The organism is Promicromonospora sp. NPDC090134 (genome assembly GCF_044746965.1).
Lineage (GTDB): Bacteria > Actinomycetota > Actinomycetes > Actinomycetales > Cellulomonadaceae > Promicromonospora.
In genome coordinates this window covers 1,445,687-1,462,477 of record NZ_JBIVCZ010000001.1, presented here as the reverse complement: position 1 = coordinate 1,462,477, position 16,791 = coordinate 1,445,687, and the positions used below count along the sequence as shown (strand labels likewise).

The window sequence follows — 16,791 nt, the reverse complement described above, 5'->3', positions numbered from 1 at the left end:
CCGTCCAGGTCATCACCGTCAAGCCACAGATCCGGGTCACCATCCCGGCCACCATGCTCCTCGGCCTGGACAACACCCCCGGCCACCTGCACGGCTACGGCCCCATCCCCGCCGAGACCGCCGCCCGCATCGCCACCGACGCCACCTGGCAACGCCTCATCACCGACCCCGCCACCGGCATCCTGACCGACTACTCCACCACCACCTACCAACCCGGCAAGATCCTGCGCCAAGCCGTCACCGCCCGGGACCAGACCTGCTGCTTCCCCCAGTGCGACCGACCCGCCCGCTGGGCAGACCTCGACCACATCCACCCCTACGACCACGCACTCGACCCCGACACGCAACCACCCGGCACCCCCGGACAGACCCGCGCCACCAACCTCCAACCCCTGTGCCGCGCCCACCACCTCGCCAAGACCCACCACGGCTGGAACGTCACCCGCAACCCCGACACCGGAACCACGACCTGGACCGCACCCACCGGCCACCGCTACACCCGACCACCCACCCAGGTCGGCCACGTCAGCAACGACATCACCAGCCTCACCGACGACACCCGACACCGCCTCGGGAGCGAGGTGCCACCAACCGGCAGGCACCTGAACGAGGAGGGCAACACAGCAGTCACGGAGGCCCGTGCCCTCCCGGGCGAGCCACCGTTCTGAGATGCCGGACGTCATCCACACGTGGTGGCCACGACGGGCGACCCGCAGCGCCCGGTCATCGGCCTCGACCGGTCAGACCCTGAACGCTCCCACGTTCCGGCGCACCCAGTCCGCGAACCCGCGCGCCGGCCGCCCCAGCACCTTCTCGATGTCGAGGCTGACGAGCTGCTCCTGCGGCGTCGGCTCGCCCAGGATCGCGAGCGTGCCGTCGACGACCGGTTCCGGCATGTACGCGAGCATGGCGGCACGTACCTCGCCCCGGGTCTGCTCGACGAAGGCGATCGGCGCGCCGAGTGCCTGCGCGAGCACCTCGGTCCGCTCGCGCGGCGAGATCGAGGCGGGGCCGGTCAGCGTGTAGGCGCGGCCGCCGTGGCCGTCCTCCGCCAGCGCCGCCGCCGCGACCTCTGCGATGTCGAGCGGGTCGACGGCGGGCAGCCCGACGTCGCCGAACGGCGCGTGGACGGCGCGCTCCGACCGGACCGTCGGCACCCAGGCGAGCGCGTTGCTGGCGAAGTCGGCAGGCCGCAGCAGCGTCCACTCCAGGCCCGAACCCTGCACCCGCTTCTCCAGCTCGGCGAGCGGACCGTGCGAGGCCGACCCGGCGCGGGTGACGGCGCCCAGCGAGGACAGGAGGACGAGCCGCCGCACACCGGCCTCGGCGGCGATGCCGATGATCCGCTCGGTGTCCAGGTGCCCGCCCGAGCCCGGCACCAGCAGGAACAGGGCGTCGGCGCCGTCGACGGCGGCGCGCAGGCCCTCCGGTTCGGCCAGGTCGGCGCTCACCGCCCGGACCAGCGGGCTGTCGAGCGGGGCGGTGCCCGCGCGGGAGACGGCGGTGACGTCATGCCCCCGCCGGGCGAGGTCGGCGACGAGCGGCCGGCCGATGTTTCCCGTGGCTCCGGTGACGACGATCATGGGTGCTCCTTGTCGGTAGGACACGGCCCGAACAGGGCCGGGCGGCCCCTGCGGCCGCCGTGCCGCCGACGTTACGAGCGTCAGTACAGTAGGTTCCCTCAGGAAAGTATTGGAGCCCGCCATGCCGACCGCGACACCCGCCACGAGGCCAGGGTCCACCACCTGGTGCCCGCAGCCCGACGACGACCCGGCCACCGCCTGCCCCATCTCGCCGGTCGTCGACCTCGTGTTCAGCCGGTGGACGACGCCGATCCTGTGGGTGCTGCAGGCGCACGGGACCCAGCGCTTCGTCGAGCTGGAGCGGCGCATCGGGGTCACGCCGAAGGTGCTCACCCAGCGCCTGCGCCAGCTCGAACGCGACGGCCTGGTCCAGCGCAGGATCTACGCGGAGGTCCCGCCGCGGGTGGAGTACGAGATCACGGAGCTGGGCAGCAGCCTGCAGGCCGTCTTCGCCGCACTGGGCGAGTGGGGCGACGCGCACATGGCCGACGTCGAGCGCTCCCGCGCCGACTACACGGGCCCGCTCCCCCGCTGACTGCGCCCGGCCCGGGCCGGTCGCGCCCGGGTGATCGGCAAAAGGTCAGGCGATCGGCAGCCCGAGCTACCGATCACCTGACCTTTTACCGATCACCCTGCCCGCGGGCCCCCGCGCGGCGCGGCGGCCTCGGGGCCGGCGATCAGGCCTGCACGAACCGCAGCAGCACCTCGTTGACCTCGGCCGCGTGGGTCCAGAGCAGGCCGTGCGGCGCACCCTCGATCTCGACGTACTCCGCCTCCGGGAACGCGTCGTGGAACCGGCGGCCGGTGGCGTCGATCGGCAGGATGTTGTCCTTGGTCCCGTGCAGGATCAGGGACGGCTTGCCGGCCGCCCGGACGGCGGCGACGTCGGCCCGGAAGTCCTCGATCCAGGTCGGGACCACCGCGTACGCCGCGACCGGGGCGCTGCCCGTCGCCGTGTTCCAGCTGGCCGTGACGACCTCCTGGCTGATCCGCGAGCCGAGGTTCTCGTCCAGGTTGTAGAAGTCCTGGTAGAAGTTGGTGAACCAGGCGAAGCGGTCGGAGCGGGCCGCCTCGGCGATGCCGTCGAAGACGGACTGCGGCACACCCTCGGGGTTGTCGTCGGCCGCCACGAGGAACGGCTCGAGCGAGGCGAGGAACGCGAGCTTGGCGACCCGCTCGTGGCCGTGGTTCTTGACGTAGCGGGCCAGCTCGCCAGTGCCCATCGAGAAGCCGACCAGGATGACGTCGCGGAGGTCGAGGGTGGTCAGCACGGTGTCCAGGTCGGCGGCGAACGTGTCGTAGTCGTACCCGGTGCCGACCTTGCTCGACTTGCCGAACCCGCGGCGGTCGTAGGTGATGACGCGGTAGCCGGCGGCGATCAGCTCACGCGACTGACGCTCCCAGCTGTTGCCGTCCAGCGGGTAGCCGTGGACGAGCACGACGGGCTGACCCGAGCCGTGGTCCTCGTAGTACAGCTCCGTGGAGGTGCTGTTCTCGGTGCCGACCGTGATGAAACCCATGATCCGTCCCCTTCTCGATCCCAGCGGAGAACGTTCGTTCTCCGCCCACGTCCGCTACAGTAGAGAACGAACGTTCTCCGCGCAACTCGTGCGGGACACAAGACGGGGTGAGATCGCATGATCGACGAGAAGACGGCGCGCGAGGAGGTCGTCCGGGCCGCGGACGAGCTGTTCTACGCGCGCGGCGTCCAGGCCGTGGGCATGGACGCGGTGCGGACGGCGGCGGGCGTGTCCCTCAAGCGGATCTACTCGCTCTTCGCCTCGAAGGACGAGCTGATCGTCGCCGTCCTGCACCACCGCACGCAGGTCTGGGACAGCGGGCTCGCCGCGGCGTCCGAGCCGGCGACGACGGCCCGCGAGCGCATCCTGGCGATCTTCGACTTCCTCGACGCGTGGTTCCGCGAGCCGGACTTCCGCGGCTGCGCGTTCATCAACACCCACGGCGAGCTGGGCGCGTCGTCGACCGCCGTCGCGGACGCCGTCCGCGAGCAGAAGCGCGCCTTCCAGGAGTACGTCGCCCGGCTCGTGGCCGACGCCGGGGCGCCGCCCGCCCTGGCCCCGCAGCTCGCCATCCTGGCCGAGGGCGCGCAGACCACCGCCGCCATCGCCGGTACCCCGGAGGCCGCGCACCACGCGCGGGCAGCCGCCGAGACCCTGCTCGACGCCGCGACCGGCACCCGCCGGTGAAAGGATGACGCCATGACCATCGACGAGTCCGACGGCAGCGCACGGGAGGCCGTGCCCCACGCCGCACAAGGCCCCGCCCACGACGCCGACTTCGCGTTCCGCTGGGCCTACGGCAACCCGGAGGCGCCGTTCACGATCGTGGAGTTCGGCGACTTCGAGTGCCCGTACTGCGGCGCGGCCAAGCCCGTGCTGCACGAGCTCGTCAAGAACTCGGACGGCCAGGTGCGCCTGGTCTGGCGCCACTTCCCGCTGTTCGAGCCGCACCCGTACGCGCTGACGGCGGCCCTGGCGGCCGAGGCGGCCGGCCACCAGGGCGCGTTCTGGCCGATGGCCGGCCTGCTCTTCAAGAACCAGGACAGTCTCGACGACGCGTCGATCGTCCGGTACGGCGACCAGCTCGGGCTGGACACCAGCACCCTGGTGGGTGACCCGGCGCAGAAGTTCGCCGACGCCGTGCGCACGGACTACCAGGACGGGATCGACTCCGGCGTGCACGGCACGCCCACGCTGTTCATCAACGACGAGCCCTACCTGGGCGACGTCACCGTGACCGACCTGCGGGACACGATGTCGATGTCCCGCAAGCGCGGCCGGTTCGGCCGGTAGGGCCGGTCAGCGCGCGAGCAGCGCGCGCAGGTGGCCCACGATCTCGTCCGGGGCCTGCTCGGCCATGAAGTGCCCGGCCGTCACCGTGCGGTGGTCCAGGTCGGCGGCCCAGGCCGACCACAGTCCGGCGGCGTCGTACCCGAGCGCGGCGCCCCAGTCCTGCTGGAGCACGGTGACGGGCATGGCAAGCCGCCGTCCGGCGGCCCGGTCCGCCTCGTCGTGCTCGACGTCGATCCCGGCCGAGGCCCGGTAGTCCGCCACGATCGAGGGGACCGCCTCGCGCGACGCGCGCAGGTACTCCGCCCGGACCTCGGGCGGGATCGCCTCCTGGCTGGTGCCCCAGGCGTCGAGGAAGAAGCCGAAGAAGTCGTCGGCGGCGCCCTCGATCATCCGCTCCGGGAGGCCCGGCGGCTGGGCCATCAGGTACAGGTGGAACGCGACGGCGGCGTCGGCCCCGTGCAGCACGTCCCACATGTCGAGGGTCGGGAGCACGTCGAGCACGGCCAGATGGGTCACGCGATCGGGGTGGTCCAGGCCGGCGCGGACGGCGACGAGGGCGCCGCGGTCGTGGCCGCCGAGCGCGAACGTCTGGTGGCCGAGCGCCCTGGCCAGGTCCACGACGTCCTGCGCCATGGTCCGCTTGGAGTAGGTGTCCCGGTCCTGCTCGGCCGGCTTGTCGCTGTCCCCGTACCCACGCAGGTCGGGGACGATCACGGTGTGGTCGCGGGCGAGGTCCGCCGCTACGTGCCGCCACATCAGGTGGGTCTCCGGGAACCCGTGCAGCAGGACCACCGGGCTGCCGGCCCCGCCGACGGCTACGTTGAGGTGCACGTCGCCGACGGCGACGCTCTGGTACTCGAACTCAGGGATCTTCGTTGTCATGCCCCCAATCTCCGCCACGTGGATGAGCAGCCGATGAGTGACCGATCAGGAGGGCCCACGGCGCAGGTCCGGGTGGGCGTGCTCGGCCCGGTCACAGCCTGGGTCGACGACGCCGAGGCGGCGCTGGGCGGCCCGCGCCAGCGGTCGGTGCTCGCGCGCCTGGTGGCTGCCCGGGGCCGGGTGGTGACCGCCGGCCGGCTGGTCGAGGACCTCTGGGACGAGCCGCCGCAGGGCGCGCTCGTGGCCCTGCGGACCTTCGTCGCGGCGCTGCGCCGGGCGGTTGAGCCCGGGCGGGCGGCGCGCACCCCCGCGCGGGTGCTCGTCACCGACGGCCCGGGGTACGCGCTGCGCCAGGCCGACGTGGACGCCTGGGTGTTCGAGGCCGCGGTGTCGGGCGCCCGCGACCTGGCCCCCGCCGCGGCCCGCGCCGCGCTCGACCGGGCGCTCAACAGCTGGCGCGGCCCGGCGTACGCGGGGCTGGAGCAACCCTGGGCCGTCGCGGAACGGGGCCGCCTGGCCGAGCTCCGGCTGGTCGCCGTCGAGCGCCGCGCCGAGGCGCGCACCATCTTGGGCGAGGCAGCCGACGTCGTGCCCGGCCTGGACGCGCACGTGACCGAGCACCCCTGGCGCGAGGAGGGCTGGCGGCTGCTCGCGCTGGCGCTGTACCGGTCGGGCCGGCAGGCCGACGCGCTGGCGGTGCTCCGCCGGGCCCGCGCCATGCTGGCCGGCGAGCTCGGCGTCGACCCGGGCCCGCGGCTCGCCGAGCTGGAGGCGCAGGTGCTGCGGCACGATCCGGGCACGGGCGGCACGCCCGGCGCCGACGACGTCTGGCGCGACACGACGTCGGCCTACGAGCGGGTGGTCGCCGCCGGTGCGCGCACCCGCCTGGAGTCCACCACCACGCTGCTGCGCACGCTGGCGATGACCGGCGGCGAGGGTCTGGCCGCCGCCCGCACGCAGCGGGTGGCCGCGGTCGGCGCCGCCGAGCAGCTCGGCGACCCCGACCTCACCGCTCGCGTGATCGGCGCGTTCGACGTGCCGGGCGCCTGGACCCGGTCCGACGACGCCGGCCTGGCCGCCCAGGTGGTCGCCGCCGCCGAGCGCACGCTTGCCGCGCTGCCCGACGACGCACCGGACGCCGTCCGGGCCAAGCTCCTGGCGACCGTGGCCGTCGAGTCGCGGGGGCTGGCCGGGGCCCGAGGCCCCGAGGCTGCGCGCGAGGCGGAGGCGCTCGCCCGGCGGTCCGGCGACCCGGCCGTCCTGGCGTTCGCGCTGGCCGGCCGGTACCTGACCCGGTTCGAGCACCCGGGCCTGGCGCGGGAGCGGGACGCGATCGGCGCCGAGCTGGTGTCGCTCGCCGCCCGGCACGGGCTGGCGACGTTCGAGATCCTGGGGCACCTGGTACGGGTGCAGGCTCTGTCCGCCCTCGGCGACTGGGCGGTGGCGCAGCGGCACGCGGACAGTGCCGGGGCGCTCGGGCTGCGGCACGAGCGCCCGCTGGTGGGCGTGTTCACCGCGTGGTTCGGGGCGCTGCGGGCGGCGGCTTCGGGCGCGCCGGGCGGGGACCCGGTCGCCGGCGCCCCGGGGTCGGCCTCTGGTCCCTCGGACAGCGGCGGCCCGGCTTCCGTCGCGGACGCCGAGCGCAGGTACCAGGCAGCCGCCGCGACCCTCGACGGCGCGGGCATGCCGGGGCTCGCCGAGGGCCTGCTGCCGTTGGCCCTCCTCGCGCTGCGGATCTGGCACGGGCTCCCGGCGGCGGGTGGTGCTGCGCCAACCTGCGACGACGCCGACTGGGGCCCCTACGAGCCCTGGGCCCGCCCGCACCTGCTCCTGGCCCGCGCGACCGACGGCGCCGCCACGGCGACCGCGGCGGCAGCACAGGCCGTCCGCCGAATCCCGGACCCGCCGCCGGGCCTCCTGGCCGAGGTCCTCTGGGTCCTGGCCGGACGCGCCGCCGTCGCGGTGGGCGACCGCCGGATGGCCGAACGCGCCCGCGGGGCCCTGGCCCCGGCCGCCGGCGAGATCACGGCGGGCAGCGGCGTCCTGACGGCAGGCCCGGTCCAGGACCACCTGAACGCATTGACGGCGTTCCTCGCCGACTGACCCGCGGACGAACCTACCGACCATCAGCTCCGCCAACCTTCGAGGCCTGGGCTTGTCGCCGGAGTATCGTGAGGAATGACCGAGTCCAGGACGCCTCTGCCTGGGACCGGTCCTGAACCTTCCTTGAGGGGTGGGCGTCATGATGACGTCGAATGCCGGCCCGCCAGTTGACGGCTCCTTGCGCGGGCCTTGCGGAGCATTCCGATGAGCGCCTGGGCCTGGATCCTCATCCTTGTCCTGGTCCTGGTCCTGATCGGCCTCGGAATGGCGATCAAGATCGTCAAGCAGTACGAGAAGGGTGTGCTCCTCCGGTTCGGCCGGCTCAAGGGCACCCGCGAGCCGGGCCTTCGAGTCATCATCCCGATAGTCGACGTGCTCCATCGCATCTCGTTGCGGATCGTCACCATGCCGATCCAGTCCCAGGGCATCATCACCAAGGACAACGTCAGCGTCGACGTGGCCGCCGTCGCCTACTTCCGGGTGGTCGACGCCGTGAAGTCCGTGATCGAGATCGAGAACGTCACCGCAGCGATCAACCAGATCGCCCAGACCACACTGCGGAACGTCGTCGGGCAGCACGCGCTCGACGAGATCCTGGCGGAGACCGACCGGATCAACGAGGGCATCCGCCTGATCCTCGATCGCACGACCACCGACTGGGGCCTCCAGATCACGTTGGTCGAGCTCAAGGACATCCAGCTGCCCGAGACCATGAAACGCGCCATGGCACGTCAGGCCGAGGCCGAGCGGGAGAAGCGCGCGAAGATCATCAACGCCGAGGGCGAGCGGCTCGCCGCTTCGAGGCTGGGCGACGCCTCCGACATCATGATGGTGCATCCGCTGGCGTTGCAGCTGCGCAACTTGCAGACGCTGGTCGATCTCGGCGTCGACAAGAACACCACGGTCGTGTTCCCCGCGCCGCTGATGAGCACCATCGGCGAGCTCGGCTCCTTCCTGGCCCGTGAAGCAGCGGCCGCGGCAGCGAACGCACCTGCCGGCGGCGAGGACGCCACCACGACACACGGGCAGGGGTAGTACCCGAGGCCGACCGGAGGCTCAGGCCGGCGGGCGCCACGTCCCCTCGGGCAGCGGAGGCGGGCCTGCCCCCTCGTGGGGCGAGCACAGCGGCAGCCGGTCGCCGAAGTACCGCAGGATCACGGCGCCGATCACGCCCGACAGGATCGAGGCCGCGAGGATGCCCACCTTGGCCTCGTTGATCAGGGCCTCGTCGTCGAAGGCGAGCTCGCTGACGAACAGCGCGATGGTGAAGCCGATCCCGCACAGGAACGCGCCGCCCGCGAGGTGCCCGTAACGCACCCGGCCGGGCAGGGCACCCAGTCCCGTCATCAGCGCGATCATCGCCCCGGCGAAGACGCCGATCGCCTTGCCGAACACCAGGCCGACGAGCACGCCGAGCGTGACGGGGCTCGACATGGCTGCGCTGATCGACTCGCCGGACAGCACCACACCCGCGTTGGCCAGGCCGAACACCGGCACCACGACGTACGAGCTCAGCGGGTGCAGCGCGTCGAGCAGACGGTCGCTCGTCGGGACCGCCGACCGCGCGGCGCTGACGGCCAGGCGCGAGCGGGCCGGGTCGAGCTCCTCCATGAGCGCACGCCCGTAGAACCCGAGGTGCCGCCGCGCCTCGTCGTCGTGCCCGCGGCGGGCGGTCGGGACAGCGAGGCCGACCACGACACCGGCGAGGGTCGGGTGCAGCCCGGACTCGAGGACGACGACCCACAGCACCGCGCCGACCAGCAGGTACGGCGCGATCTGCCAGATGCCGATCCAGCGCATCGCGAACAGGACGACGGCCAGGACCGCCGCGAGCACGAGCGCGCCCATCATGAGCGCGTCGGAGTAGAAGATGCCCAGCAGGGCGATGGCGCCGATGTCGTCGAAGATCGCCAGCGTCAGCAGGAAGATGCGGAGCTGGTCCGGACAGCGTGGCCCCACCAGCGCCAGCACGCCGATGACGAACGCCGTGTCCGTGGACATCGGCAGGCCCCAGCCGGCGGCGTCCGGCCCGGACGGGTTGATCAGCAGGTAGATGCCGATCGGTACGGCCAGCCCGCCGATCGCGCCGAACAGCGGCACGGACGCGGCGCGGAAGCTGCGCAGCTCGCCGACCGTCAGCTCGCGGTTGACCTCGACGCCGACCACCAGGAAGAACACGGCCATGAGGAAGTCGTTGACCCAGTGGTGCAGCGACAGGTGCAGCTCCCACGTGCCGACCGTGAGGTTGATCGGCGTGTCCCACACGGCCTCGTACGAGCCGCCCGCCACGTTCGCCCACACCAGCGCGATGGCCGAGGCCGCGAGCAGGAGCGTCGCGCCCCCGCCCTCGGTCGCGAAGTAGCTGCGCAGTCCCGGCGAGAGGCGGGGATACGGGATGACGACCCTGGGCCTCGGCCCTGGTCGGGTGGGTACTCCCGTAGGGATCCGGTCTGCCACGGGTCAAGGATAGAAGACGCCGACGGCGTCAGCCGATCCGCCGCGTCGCCGCCAGCGTCCCCAGCAGCGCCAGCCCCTCCGCCGACGGCGACCCCGCGGGCGCGTGGTAGACCACCAGCTCCTGCCCCGGCGCGCCCCGCACCTCGAACACGTGCACGCGCAGCTCCAACGGCCCCACCTCGGGGTGCCGGAACCGCTTCGTGTCCAGCCGCTTGCCCCGTGCGTCGTTCCGGTCCCAGAGGGTCACGAAGTCCGGGCTCTTCACGCGCAGCTCGTCCACCACGGCCCGGATCCGGGGATCGCCGGGCATGAGCCCGTCCGCGAGCCGGAGCCCGGCCACGGCGTTCTCCGCGACCAGGTGCCAGTCCGGGTAGAGGGTGCGCGCGCCCGGGTCGAGGAACACGGTGCGCGTCAGGTTCCGCGAGAACGGGAAGCCGCCGAAGAGCGCCTCGCCCAGCGGGTTTGCGGCCAGCACGTCGTAGGCCCGCCCGAACACGAGCGCCGGGCTCCCGGTCCAGGAGAGCATCAGCTCCAGCAGGGCGTCGTCCACCTCCTCGACCTCGGCGGGCGGCAGCGGCCGGGGGCTGAGGCCGGCGAGGCGGTACAGGTGCTGCCGGCCGTCGTCGTCCAGGCGCAGCACCTCCCCGAGCGAGTCGAGCACCTGCGGCGACGGGCTCACCTCGCGACCCTGCTCGAGGCGCACGTAGTAGTCCACGCTCACGCCGGTGAGCATGGCCACCTCCTCGCGGCGCAGCCCGACGACGCGGCGGCGGCCGTAGACAGGCAGCCCGAGCGCCTCCGGGGTCAGGCGGTCGCGCCGGCCGCGCAGGAAGTCGCCGAGCGGTGATGCGGTCATGCCCCGACGGTACGACGGCCGCCGTCGTCCATCCAGGGTGCGCCGCACCCAGGAGGACGGCGTCCTTCCTGGCCGCCGGACGGCGAACCAGCCTGGAGCCATGACCACAACGACGAACACATCCAAGGTCGTCCTCGTCACCGGCGCCAGCAGCGGCATCGGCGAGGCCACGGCCGTCAGACTTGCCGCCGAGGGCCACGACGTCGTCCTCGCCGCCCGGCGCACCGACCGCCTCGACGCCGTCGCGGACCGCATCCGGGCGGGCGGCGGCCGCGCCACCACCCTGAGCCTCGACGTGTCAGACGCCGACGCCGTGCGCGCCGCCGTCGACACCGTCGTCCAGGAGCGCGGCCGGATCGACGTCATCGTGAACAACGCGGGCGTCATGCCCCTGTCCCGGCTCGACGCCCTCCTGGTCGACGAGTGGGACCGCATGATCGACGTCAACGTGCGGGGCCTGCTCCATGGCATCGCCGCGGTGCTGCCGCACTTCCGGCGGCAGGGCGGCGGGCATGTCGTGACCGTCGCGTCGGTGGGGGCGCACGAGGTGGTCCCGACGTCGGCCGTGTACTCCGCCACGAAGTTCGCGGCCTGGGCGATCACCGAAGGGCTCCGCCTCGAGTCGGACCCGGGCATCCGGGCCACCACGATCACGCCGGGTGTGGTCGAGAGCGAGCTCGCCGAGCACATCTCCGACCCCGACGCGCAGACCACCACGAAGATCTACCGCCGCAACGCCATCCCGGCGGACGCGATCGCCCGCGCGATCTCCTTCGCCCTCGGGCAGCCCGCGGACGTCGACGTGAACGAGATCATCATGCGCCCGGCGGCCCAGCGCTAGGGCTGCCGGTCAGGGTGCGGCGTGCAGGCCCCGGTAGTTCGCGTGGAACAGCCGCTCGCCCGCCGCGCGCAGCAGCACGTCGCGCGCGGCGGGGTGCAGGCCGCGCGTCCCGTCACGACGGCGGGTCTGCTGCTGAACCCGCTCGACCCGAGGCCTCCTGCGCTCCTCGTACTCCCGCAGGGCGTCAGGGATGGAGGCGGTCCGGCGCAGGACGTCGGCCAGCACCAGGGCGTCCTCGAAGGCCATCGCCGCGCCCTGCGCCATGTTGGGTGTCGTGGCGTGGGCCGCGTCACCGACCAGCAGGACCGGCCCACGGCTCCACGAGGCGAGCGACACCTCCTCGAGGGGTCCGCTGTGCGCGACGGTCGCCGCCGCGACCACCTCGGGGACGGGTGCGCCGAACCGGGCGACGAGCCCGTCCAGGCCCGCGGCGGCGTCGTCCGCATGCACGTCGCCGTAGTGGTAGACCAGGTCCGGGCCGATCGGGAAGGTCAGGAACGAGACCCCGCGGCCGAGCCGGACCGACCACACGGGCTCGGTGTCCCCGCGCGGGGCGAGGAGCCGCCACGCGTGCAGCCCCGAGTGCCGCAGTCCGGCGTCCCCGAACGCCAGGCGACGCACCGTCGAGTGCGCGCCGTCGGCCCCGACGACCAGGTCGTAGCGGCCGGACGCGCCGTCGTCGAGGGCGACGCCTACCTCCGGCCCGTCCGGGACGATCGACTCCGGGCTGGTGCCCCACCGGATCTTGACGTCCCCGGCGCCGTCGAGCAGGGCGCCGAGGAGCGCCGCACGGTGGGTCGCGACAGTGGGTGCGATGCCCTGCCACAGGGTGTCCGTGCTCACCTGGTACAGCACGCGACCGCGGTGGTCCGCCACCACCTGCCGGCCGATCCGCACGGCCGAGCCCAGGACGGCGTCCTCAAGGCCCAGCAGCCGCAGCCCCCGGACCGCGTTGGCGGGCAGGAAGATGCCCGCACCGCCCGTGGCCGGGGCGGGGGCCCGCTCGACCACCTCGATCTGAGCACCCAGCCCGTGCAGGGCCCGCACGACGGCGAGGCCGGCGACGCCCGCGCCGACGACGAGGATCCTCCGGCCGTCGAGAGCGGGGCGACGCGCGCTCACGCGGCGGCCTCCGGAGCCCCGAGCAGCGGCTCCAGCGTCGTGTCGAGCGTCGTCTCCAGGTAGGAGAGCCGCCCGGTGGCCCGCAGCATCACGACACCGCCCTGGACGGCGGTGAGGATGCTGCGGGCCGTGTCGCGCACGGGCAGGTCGGGCCGCACGGACCCGTTCACGATCAGGGCCTGGACGCCGGCGATCAGCGCGCCCTCCCAGCGGTCGTAGAGGTCGTTGACGATGTTGCGGGCCTCGGGCGAGGAGGTGCCGAGCTCGGAGGTGAGCGCCCCCAGGGGGCACCGCTCGCCGAGCTCGACGTAGTGCCGCAGCACGGCCCGGCGCCACTCGCGCCAGCTCTCCGGCGTCGACAGGTCGTCGAGGTAGGGCCGCTGCGCCTCCATGACCTGCTCCGCCTCGTACCCCGTCACGGCCACCAGCAAGCCCGCCCGGCCGTCCGGGAAGTAGTGGAAGAGCTGGCTCTTGCTCGTGGAGGTCGCCCGCAGCACCTGGTCCAGGTTGGTCTCCGCCGCGCCGTGCTCGCGCATCAGCAGGGCGGCGCCCGACACCAGCCGCAGCCTGGTCGCGGCGCCCCGCGCCGTCATCCGCATGCTCATCTCCTCAGGCTAGTTGTACTGGCCCGGGACGTTGTGAACATGACGGCGGGTCGTTGACGAACTGAAGAGGACCTCCGGGTGAGTGTGGAGCTTGTCGAAGGCATCACACGCACCAACCCGGAGGTCCTCATGCCCCACGCTAACGCCCCACTGTCCCCGACCGGCAGACTGCGCCTGGCCCGGTGTGTTGTCGATCAGGGCTGGCCGCTACGCCGGGCCGCGGACCGGTTCGGCGTCTCGGTCACGTGCGCGCACCGATGGGCCACCCGCTACCGCCAGCACGGGCCTGCCGGCATGGTCGACCGGTCCTCCCGGCCCCGTTCGTGCCCGCACCGCACCACCCGCCGGATCGAGCGGCGAGTCCTCGGGCTGCGGGTCTCGCGCCGCTGGGGCCCGGCCCGGATCGCTTACCACCTGGGTCTGAACATCTCGACGGTCGGCCGGGTCCTGACCCGCTACGGCTGCCCACGCCTGACCTTCACCGACCCGGCCACCGGCACCCGGATCCGACGCACCCGCCCGACCCGTTACGAACACGAAGCACCCGGGGACCTGGTCCACGTCGACATCAAGAAACTCGGACGCATCCCCGACGGCGGCGGCTGGCGGGCCCTGGGCCGGGCCGCGGGCGGCCGCAACAGCTCCGCGCACCGTGACCCGTCGCGACCCCGCAAGGTCCACGGACGCCCCAGCCTGGGTTACGTCTACCTGCACCACGCCGTGGACGACCACTCCCGGCTGGCCTACTCCGAGATGCTGCCCGACGAGACCAAGCAGACCGCCGCCGCGTTCATGACCCGCGCCCTGCAACACTTCCAGACCCTCGGGATCACCGTAGCCCGGGTCCTGACCGACAACGGGGCCTGCTACCGCTCCCGCGACTTCGACGCCGTCCTGCAGGCCGCGGGCGTCAAGCACAAGCGCACCCGCCCCTACCGGCCCCAGACCAACGGGAAAGTCGAGCGGTTCAACCGCACACTCCAGGAGGAATGGGCCTACGCCCACCCCTACACCAGCGAATCCGAACGCGCGGCGGCCTACCCTCAGTTCCTGCACCGGTACAACCACCACCGGCCCCACACCGCACTCAAAGGCGCCTGCCCAGCCGACCGCGTTACCAACCTGCCGGGCCAGTACAGCTAGTCGTGACGGCGCGGGACTGGACGCCGCGGTCCAGTGCTCAGCGGAGCGGACGGAAGGTCGCGCGGATGTCCTCGACGACCGCCTCGGGGTTCTCCCACGGCGTGAAGTGCCCGCCGTGCTCGTGCGCCTTGAGGTAGGTCGGGTTGTACCAGGGCTTCTCGGCGGGGTCGTCGAGGAAGAACTGGACCCGCTGCTCCGTGCTCACCCCGGGCGGGTTCTCGTTGCCGAGGAACGTGAGCCCCGTGGGCGCCTCGATGATCGGCGTGCGGTCGTGCGACGGCGTCCACGGGTAGCGGTTCGCGTTGACGTACGAGCGGATCGAGCTGGTGATGGAGCGGGTGACCCACCAGATAGTCGCGTTCGTGATGAGGTGCTCCCGCGGGAAGACGCTCTCCACGTCGCCGTTCGACTCGCTCCACTTGGTCCACCGGCGCAGGATCCACGACAGCATCCCCACCGGGGAGTCGGCGAGCCCGTAGGCGAGGTTCTGGTTGTCGAGGATGTGCACGGCCACGTGCGACGCGTACCGGTCCTGGAAGGTGAGGATGCCGTCCCGGACCTCGTCGGACGCCCCGGGCGGCACCGTCGCGCCGCCGGTCAGGTCCCACGGCCGTTCGCCCTGGAAGAGGTCCAGGTGGATGGCGTGGCCGAGCCAGATGCCGTACAGGTCCTTCGCGTACTTGTGGCCGAGCTGGCTCGTGACCAGGGCGCCGTAGTCCGCGCCGGCGGCGGCGTACCGCTCGTAGCCGAGGTGGTCGGTCATGAGCGTGTGCCAGAGCTCGGCCATCTTCCAGAAGTTCATGTCCGGGCGGCCCGTCGGCGTCGAGAAGCCGAAGCCCGCCAGCGAGGGCACGATGACGTCGAACGCGTCGGCCGGGTCGCCGCCGTGTGCCGCCGGGTCGGTCAGCGGCCCGATCACCTTGGACCACTCGCGGTAGCTCCACGGCCAGCCGTGGCTCATGATCAGCGGGATGGGCGCCGGCCCCTTGCCCGCCTCCTTGACGAAGTGGATCGGCGTGCCGTCGACCGTGACCCGGTACTGGTTCGCCTCGTTCAGCGCGCGCTCGGCCGCCCGCCAGTCGAACTCGTCCAGCCAGTAGGTCACAAGCTCCTTCATGTAGGCCTGGCTGGTGCCGTAGTAGGCGTCGGACTCGTCGATGTCGGCGGGCCAGCGGGTGTTGCGCAGGCGGTCCTTGAGGTCGTCGATCGCCTCCTGGGGGATCGAGACGGTGAACCGGTGCCGCTCCAGGTCGGTGTTCTCGCTGGTGGACATGGTGGTGCTCCTTCGGGGGTCGGGTACCGGCGAGCTCGTCATGCGAACTCCAGCCGCGTGCGGGTCTGGGTGCGAGTGGCGATGCGCCACCCGCCGGCGACCCTGCGGTAGGTGACGTGGTAGTGGCCCCAGCCGCGCATGGTCCGGAACGGCGGCAGGGTGTCCCCGGGTCCGGGCTCGGGGATCGCGCTGTCCCCGCGGAAGATGAGGTCGGCCATCGCCCAGACTGCCGAGGCGGTGTCCGGGGTCTCGACGTCGATCTCGTGGGTGAGCAGCTGGTGCAGCGGCTGCACGTCGCCCGAGTTGCGCGAGCCGAGCTGGCCCGCGATGTCAGCGGGACCCGTCATGCTGACGATCTCCTTGCCGTCGACGTCGAGGGAGCGAAACCAGCCGTCCTCGGTGAACAGGCCTGCCAGGTCCTGCCAGCGCTTCTCGTCGGCGTAGCGGGCGTAGCGCGCCTCGAGGCGGCGGATGTCCTCGATCGCGTTCAGGGTCTCCAGGTCTCTCATCGTTCTTCCGTTCTGCGTGTCGGACATCGGTCAGAGGCCCAGGAGGCGCTTGGCCTCCAGCGGGTTGGTGTAGTCGCGCCAGGCGGCGATCTTCCCGTCGCGGATCTCGTAGACCGCGAGGTTCCTGATCGGGGCGAGCGGCTTGCCGGCGAGGCCGAGGCCGTGCACCTGCTCGGCGATCACGATGTCGCCGTCGACGGCCTGGTGGAGGGTCTCGAACCGGACCCCGGCGAAGTTGCGGAACACACCGGCCCACATCTCGACGAGCCCGGCGCGGCCCCGGATCTCGGGGTCGCCGTAGCTCTCGAAGACGATGTCGTCGGCGAAGTACGTCCCGAGCAGAGCGGCGTCCTTCTTCTCGAAGGCGTCGACGAACTCGCGCACGAGGGCGTCGTTGCGCGCCTCGCGCTCGGTGGTGCTGGTGGCGGTACTGGTGTGCATGGGGATCTCCTTGACTGGACTGTGTGGTCCACTGTGATCCCGATAAATTGGACCAGCAAGTCCAATTTTTGCCGCGCCCATCACCACGCCCGCCGCAGACACGTTCGAGGCCCGGGTTTCTTCGCTTTGAGCGGGCTCAAAGCGAAGAAACTCGGGCCTCGAA

At 72.6% G+C, this 16,791-nt stretch carries 18 protein-coding genes; 8 read left to right on the top strand and 10 right to left on the bottom strand.

Features of this window, described 5'->3' with window-relative positions; all coding sequences use genetic code 11:
* The coding region (locus tag ACIPN7_RS06440; RefSeq protein WP_400539120.1) for an HNH endonuclease at nucleotides 1-668 on the top strand (668 nt) is incomplete at its 5' end.
* A gap of 72 nt (nucleotides 669-740) precedes the next feature.
* Here the strand turns inward: ACIPN7_RS06440 and ACIPN7_RS06435 are convergent.
* Complete coding sequence (locus ACIPN7_RS06435; RefSeq protein WP_400539118.1) at nucleotides 741-1,583, bottom strand: SDR family oxidoreductase; 843 nt, start codon at nucleotides 1,581-1,583, stop codon at nucleotides 741-743.
* Between the two features lie 121 nt (nucleotides 1,584-1,704).
* Between ACIPN7_RS06435 and ACIPN7_RS06430 the strand changes: the two genes are divergently transcribed.
* Nucleotides 1,705-2,118, top strand: a complete 414-nt coding sequence (locus tag ACIPN7_RS06430; protein ID WP_400539116.1) for a winged helix-turn-helix transcriptional regulator — start codon at nucleotides 1,705-1,707, stop codon at nucleotides 2,116-2,118.
* Between the two features lie 142 nt (nucleotides 2,119-2,260).
* Here the strand turns inward: ACIPN7_RS06430 and ACIPN7_RS06425 are convergent, their stop codons facing one another.
* A complete protein-coding gene (locus tag ACIPN7_RS06425; RefSeq protein ID WP_400539114.1) occupies nucleotides 2,261-3,103 on the bottom strand; it encodes an alpha/beta fold hydrolase in 843 nt (280 codons plus the stop codon).
* A 117-nt stretch (nucleotides 3,104-3,220) separates the two neighbouring features.
* Between ACIPN7_RS06425 and ACIPN7_RS06420 the strand changes: the two genes are divergently transcribed.
* Together ACIPN7_RS06420 and ACIPN7_RS06415 are read left to right on the top strand one after the other, a co-directional pair.
* A complete protein-coding gene (locus tag ACIPN7_RS06420; protein WP_400539112.1) occupies nucleotides 3,221-3,790 on the top strand; it encodes a TetR/AcrR family transcriptional regulator in 570 nt (189 codons plus the stop codon).
* 12 nt (nucleotides 3,791-3,802) lie between these two features.
* A complete protein-coding gene (locus ACIPN7_RS06415) occupies nucleotides 3,803-4,396 on the top strand; it encodes a DsbA family protein (protein WP_400539110.1) in 594 nt (197 codons plus the stop codon).
* Between the two features lie 6 nt (nucleotides 4,397-4,402).
* Here the strand turns inward: ACIPN7_RS06415 and ACIPN7_RS06410 are convergent, their stop codons facing one another.
* Nucleotides 4,403-5,278, bottom strand: coding sequence for an alpha/beta fold hydrolase (locus ACIPN7_RS06410; protein WP_400539108.1), 876 nt, complete (start codon nucleotides 5,276-5,278; stop codon nucleotides 4,403-4,405).
* 33 nt (nucleotides 5,279-5,311) lie between these two features.
* Here ACIPN7_RS06410 and ACIPN7_RS06405 point away from each other — a divergent pair, with 33 nt between their 5' ends.
* Both ACIPN7_RS06405 and ACIPN7_RS06400 read left to right on the top strand, forming a co-directional pair.
* Nucleotides 5,312-7,381 carry a BTAD domain-containing putative transcriptional regulator gene (locus tag ACIPN7_RS06405; protein WP_400539106.1) on the top strand — a complete coding sequence of 690 codons (2,070 nt, stop codon included), beginning with the start codon at nucleotides 5,312-5,314 and terminating at the stop codon, nucleotides 7,379-7,381.
* A gap of 204 nt (nucleotides 7,382-7,585) precedes the next feature.
* The gene (locus tag ACIPN7_RS06400) at nucleotides 7,586-8,416 is read left to right on the top strand and encodes a slipin family protein (protein ID WP_400539105.1); all 831 of its coding nucleotides are present in this window, start codon (nucleotides 7,586-7,588) and stop codon (nucleotides 8,414-8,416) included.
* 21 nt (nucleotides 8,417-8,437) lie between these two features.
* Here ACIPN7_RS06400 and nhaA read toward each other — a convergent pair whose 3' ends face one another.
* Complete coding sequence (gene nhaA / locus ACIPN7_RS06395) at nucleotides 8,438-9,838, bottom strand: Na+/H+ antiporter NhaA (protein WP_400539103.1); 1,401 nt, start codon at nucleotides 9,836-9,838, stop codon at nucleotides 8,438-8,440.
* Nucleotides 9,839-9,866: 28 nt separating this feature from the next.
* Entirely contained in the window at nucleotides 9,867-10,694 is an 828-nt protein-coding gene (locus ACIPN7_RS06390; RefSeq protein ID WP_400539101.1) for a helix-turn-helix transcriptional regulator, read from the bottom strand.
* A 100-nt stretch (nucleotides 10,695-10,794) separates the two neighbouring features.
* Between ACIPN7_RS06390 and ACIPN7_RS06385 the strand changes: the two genes are divergently transcribed.
* A complete protein-coding gene (locus ACIPN7_RS06385) occupies nucleotides 10,795-11,535 on the top strand; it encodes an SDR family oxidoreductase (RefSeq protein ID WP_400539099.1) in 741 nt (246 codons plus the stop codon).
* Between the two features lie 9 nt (nucleotides 11,536-11,544).
* Here ACIPN7_RS06385 and ACIPN7_RS06380 read toward each other — a convergent pair whose 3' ends face one another.
* Nucleotides 11,545-12,657 carry an FAD-dependent monooxygenase gene (locus ACIPN7_RS06380; protein WP_400539097.1) on the bottom strand — a complete coding sequence of 371 codons (1,113 nt, stop codon included), beginning with the start codon at nucleotides 12,655-12,657 and terminating at the stop codon, nucleotides 11,545-11,547.
* Entirely contained in the window at nucleotides 12,654-13,262 is a 609-nt protein-coding gene (locus ACIPN7_RS06375; RefSeq protein WP_400539096.1) for a TetR/AcrR family transcriptional regulator, read from the bottom strand. Before ACIPN7_RS06375 ends, ACIPN7_RS06380 begins: the two co-directional genes overlap by 4 nt.
* 129 nt (nucleotides 13,263-13,391) lie before the next feature.
* On the opposite strand from ACIPN7_RS06375, the gene ACIPN7_RS06370 reads away from it, so the two are divergent.
* Nucleotides 13,392-14,405: an IS481 family transposase gene (locus ACIPN7_RS06370; protein WP_400539094.1), complete on the top strand. Its 1,014-nt coding sequence runs from the start codon at nucleotides 13,392-13,394 to the stop codon at nucleotides 14,403-14,405.
* A gap of 37 nt (nucleotides 14,406-14,442) precedes the next feature.
* On the opposite strand, the gene ACIPN7_RS06365 is transcribed toward ACIPN7_RS06370, so the two are convergent.
* Genes ACIPN7_RS06365 through ACIPN7_RS06355 form a run of 3 tightly spaced genes read right to left on the bottom strand, consistent with a single transcriptional unit; the run spans nucleotide 14,443 to nucleotide 16,628 of the window.
* Nucleotides 14,443-15,678, bottom strand: coding sequence for an epoxide hydrolase family protein (locus tag ACIPN7_RS06365; RefSeq protein ID WP_400539092.1), 1,236 nt, complete (start codon nucleotides 15,676-15,678; stop codon nucleotides 14,443-14,445).
* Nucleotides 15,679-15,716: 38 nt separating this feature from the next.
* Nucleotides 15,717-16,187 carry a nuclear transport factor 2 family protein gene (locus tag ACIPN7_RS06360; protein ID WP_400539090.1) on the bottom strand — a complete coding sequence of 157 codons (471 nt, stop codon included), beginning with the start codon at nucleotides 16,185-16,187 and terminating at the stop codon, nucleotides 15,717-15,719.
* Between the two features lie 30 nt (nucleotides 16,188-16,217).
* Complete coding sequence (locus tag ACIPN7_RS06355) at nucleotides 16,218-16,628, bottom strand: nuclear transport factor 2 family protein (protein WP_400539089.1); 411 nt, start codon at nucleotides 16,626-16,628, stop codon at nucleotides 16,218-16,220.
* Nucleotides 16,629-16,791 lie beyond the last annotated feature (163 nt).

What these genes read in the sequence shown, in the direction of transcription:
- ACIPN7_RS06435 (WP_400539118.1), bottom strand. Translation starts at nt 1,583, where the DNA reads ATGATCGTCGTCACCGGAGCCACGGGAAACATCGGCCGGCCGCTCGTC.
- ACIPN7_RS06430 (WP_400539116.1), top strand. Translation starts at nt 1,705, where the DNA reads ATGCCGACCGCGACACCCGCCACGAGGCCAGGGTCCACCACCTGGTGC.
- ACIPN7_RS06425 (WP_400539114.1), bottom strand. Translation starts at nt 3,103, where the DNA reads ATGGGTTTCATCACGGTCGGCACCGAGAACAGCACCTCCACGGAGCTG.
- ACIPN7_RS06420 (WP_400539112.1), top strand. Translation starts at nt 3,221, where the DNA reads ATGATCGACGAGAAGACGGCGCGCGAGGAGGTCGTCCGGGCCGCGGAC.
- ACIPN7_RS06415 (WP_400539110.1), top strand. Translation starts at nt 3,803, where the DNA reads ATGACCATCGACGAGTCCGACGGCAGCGCACGGGAGGCCGTGCCCCAC.
- ACIPN7_RS06410 (WP_400539108.1), bottom strand. Translation starts at nt 5,278, where the DNA reads ATGACAACGAAGATCCCTGAGTTCGAGTACCAGAGCGTCGCCGTCGGC.
- ACIPN7_RS06405 (WP_400539106.1), top strand. Translation starts at nt 5,312, where the DNA reads ATGAGTGACCGATCAGGAGGGCCCACGGCGCAGGTCCGGGTGGGCGTG.
- ACIPN7_RS06400 (WP_400539105.1), top strand. Translation starts at nt 7,586, where the DNA reads ATGAGCGCCTGGGCCTGGATCCTCATCCTTGTCCTGGTCCTGGTCCTG.
- ACIPN7_RS06390 (WP_400539101.1), bottom strand. Translation starts at nt 10,694, where the DNA reads ATGACCGCATCACCGCTCGGCGACTTCCTGCGCGGCCGGCGCGACCGC.
- ACIPN7_RS06385 (WP_400539099.1), top strand. Translation starts at nt 10,795, where the DNA reads ATGACCACAACGACGAACACATCCAAGGTCGTCCTCGTCACCGGCGCC.
- ACIPN7_RS06375 (WP_400539096.1), bottom strand. Translation starts at nt 13,262, where the DNA reads ATGAGCATGCGGATGACGGCGCGGGGCGCCGCGACCAGGCTGCGGCTG.
- ACIPN7_RS06370 (WP_400539094.1), top strand. Translation starts at nt 13,392, where the DNA reads ATGCCCCACGCTAACGCCCCACTGTCCCCGACCGGCAGACTGCGCCTG.
- ACIPN7_RS06365 (WP_400539092.1), bottom strand. Translation starts at nt 15,678, where the DNA reads ATGTCCACCAGCGAGAACACCGACCTGGAGCGGCACCGGTTCACCGTC.
- ACIPN7_RS06360 (WP_400539090.1), bottom strand. Translation starts at nt 16,187, where the DNA reads ATGAGAGACCTGGAGACCCTGAACGCGATCGAGGACATCCGCCGCCTC.
- ACIPN7_RS06355 (WP_400539089.1), bottom strand. Translation starts at nt 16,628, where the DNA reads ATGCACACCAGTACCGCCACCAGCACCACCGAGCGCGAGGCGCGCAAC.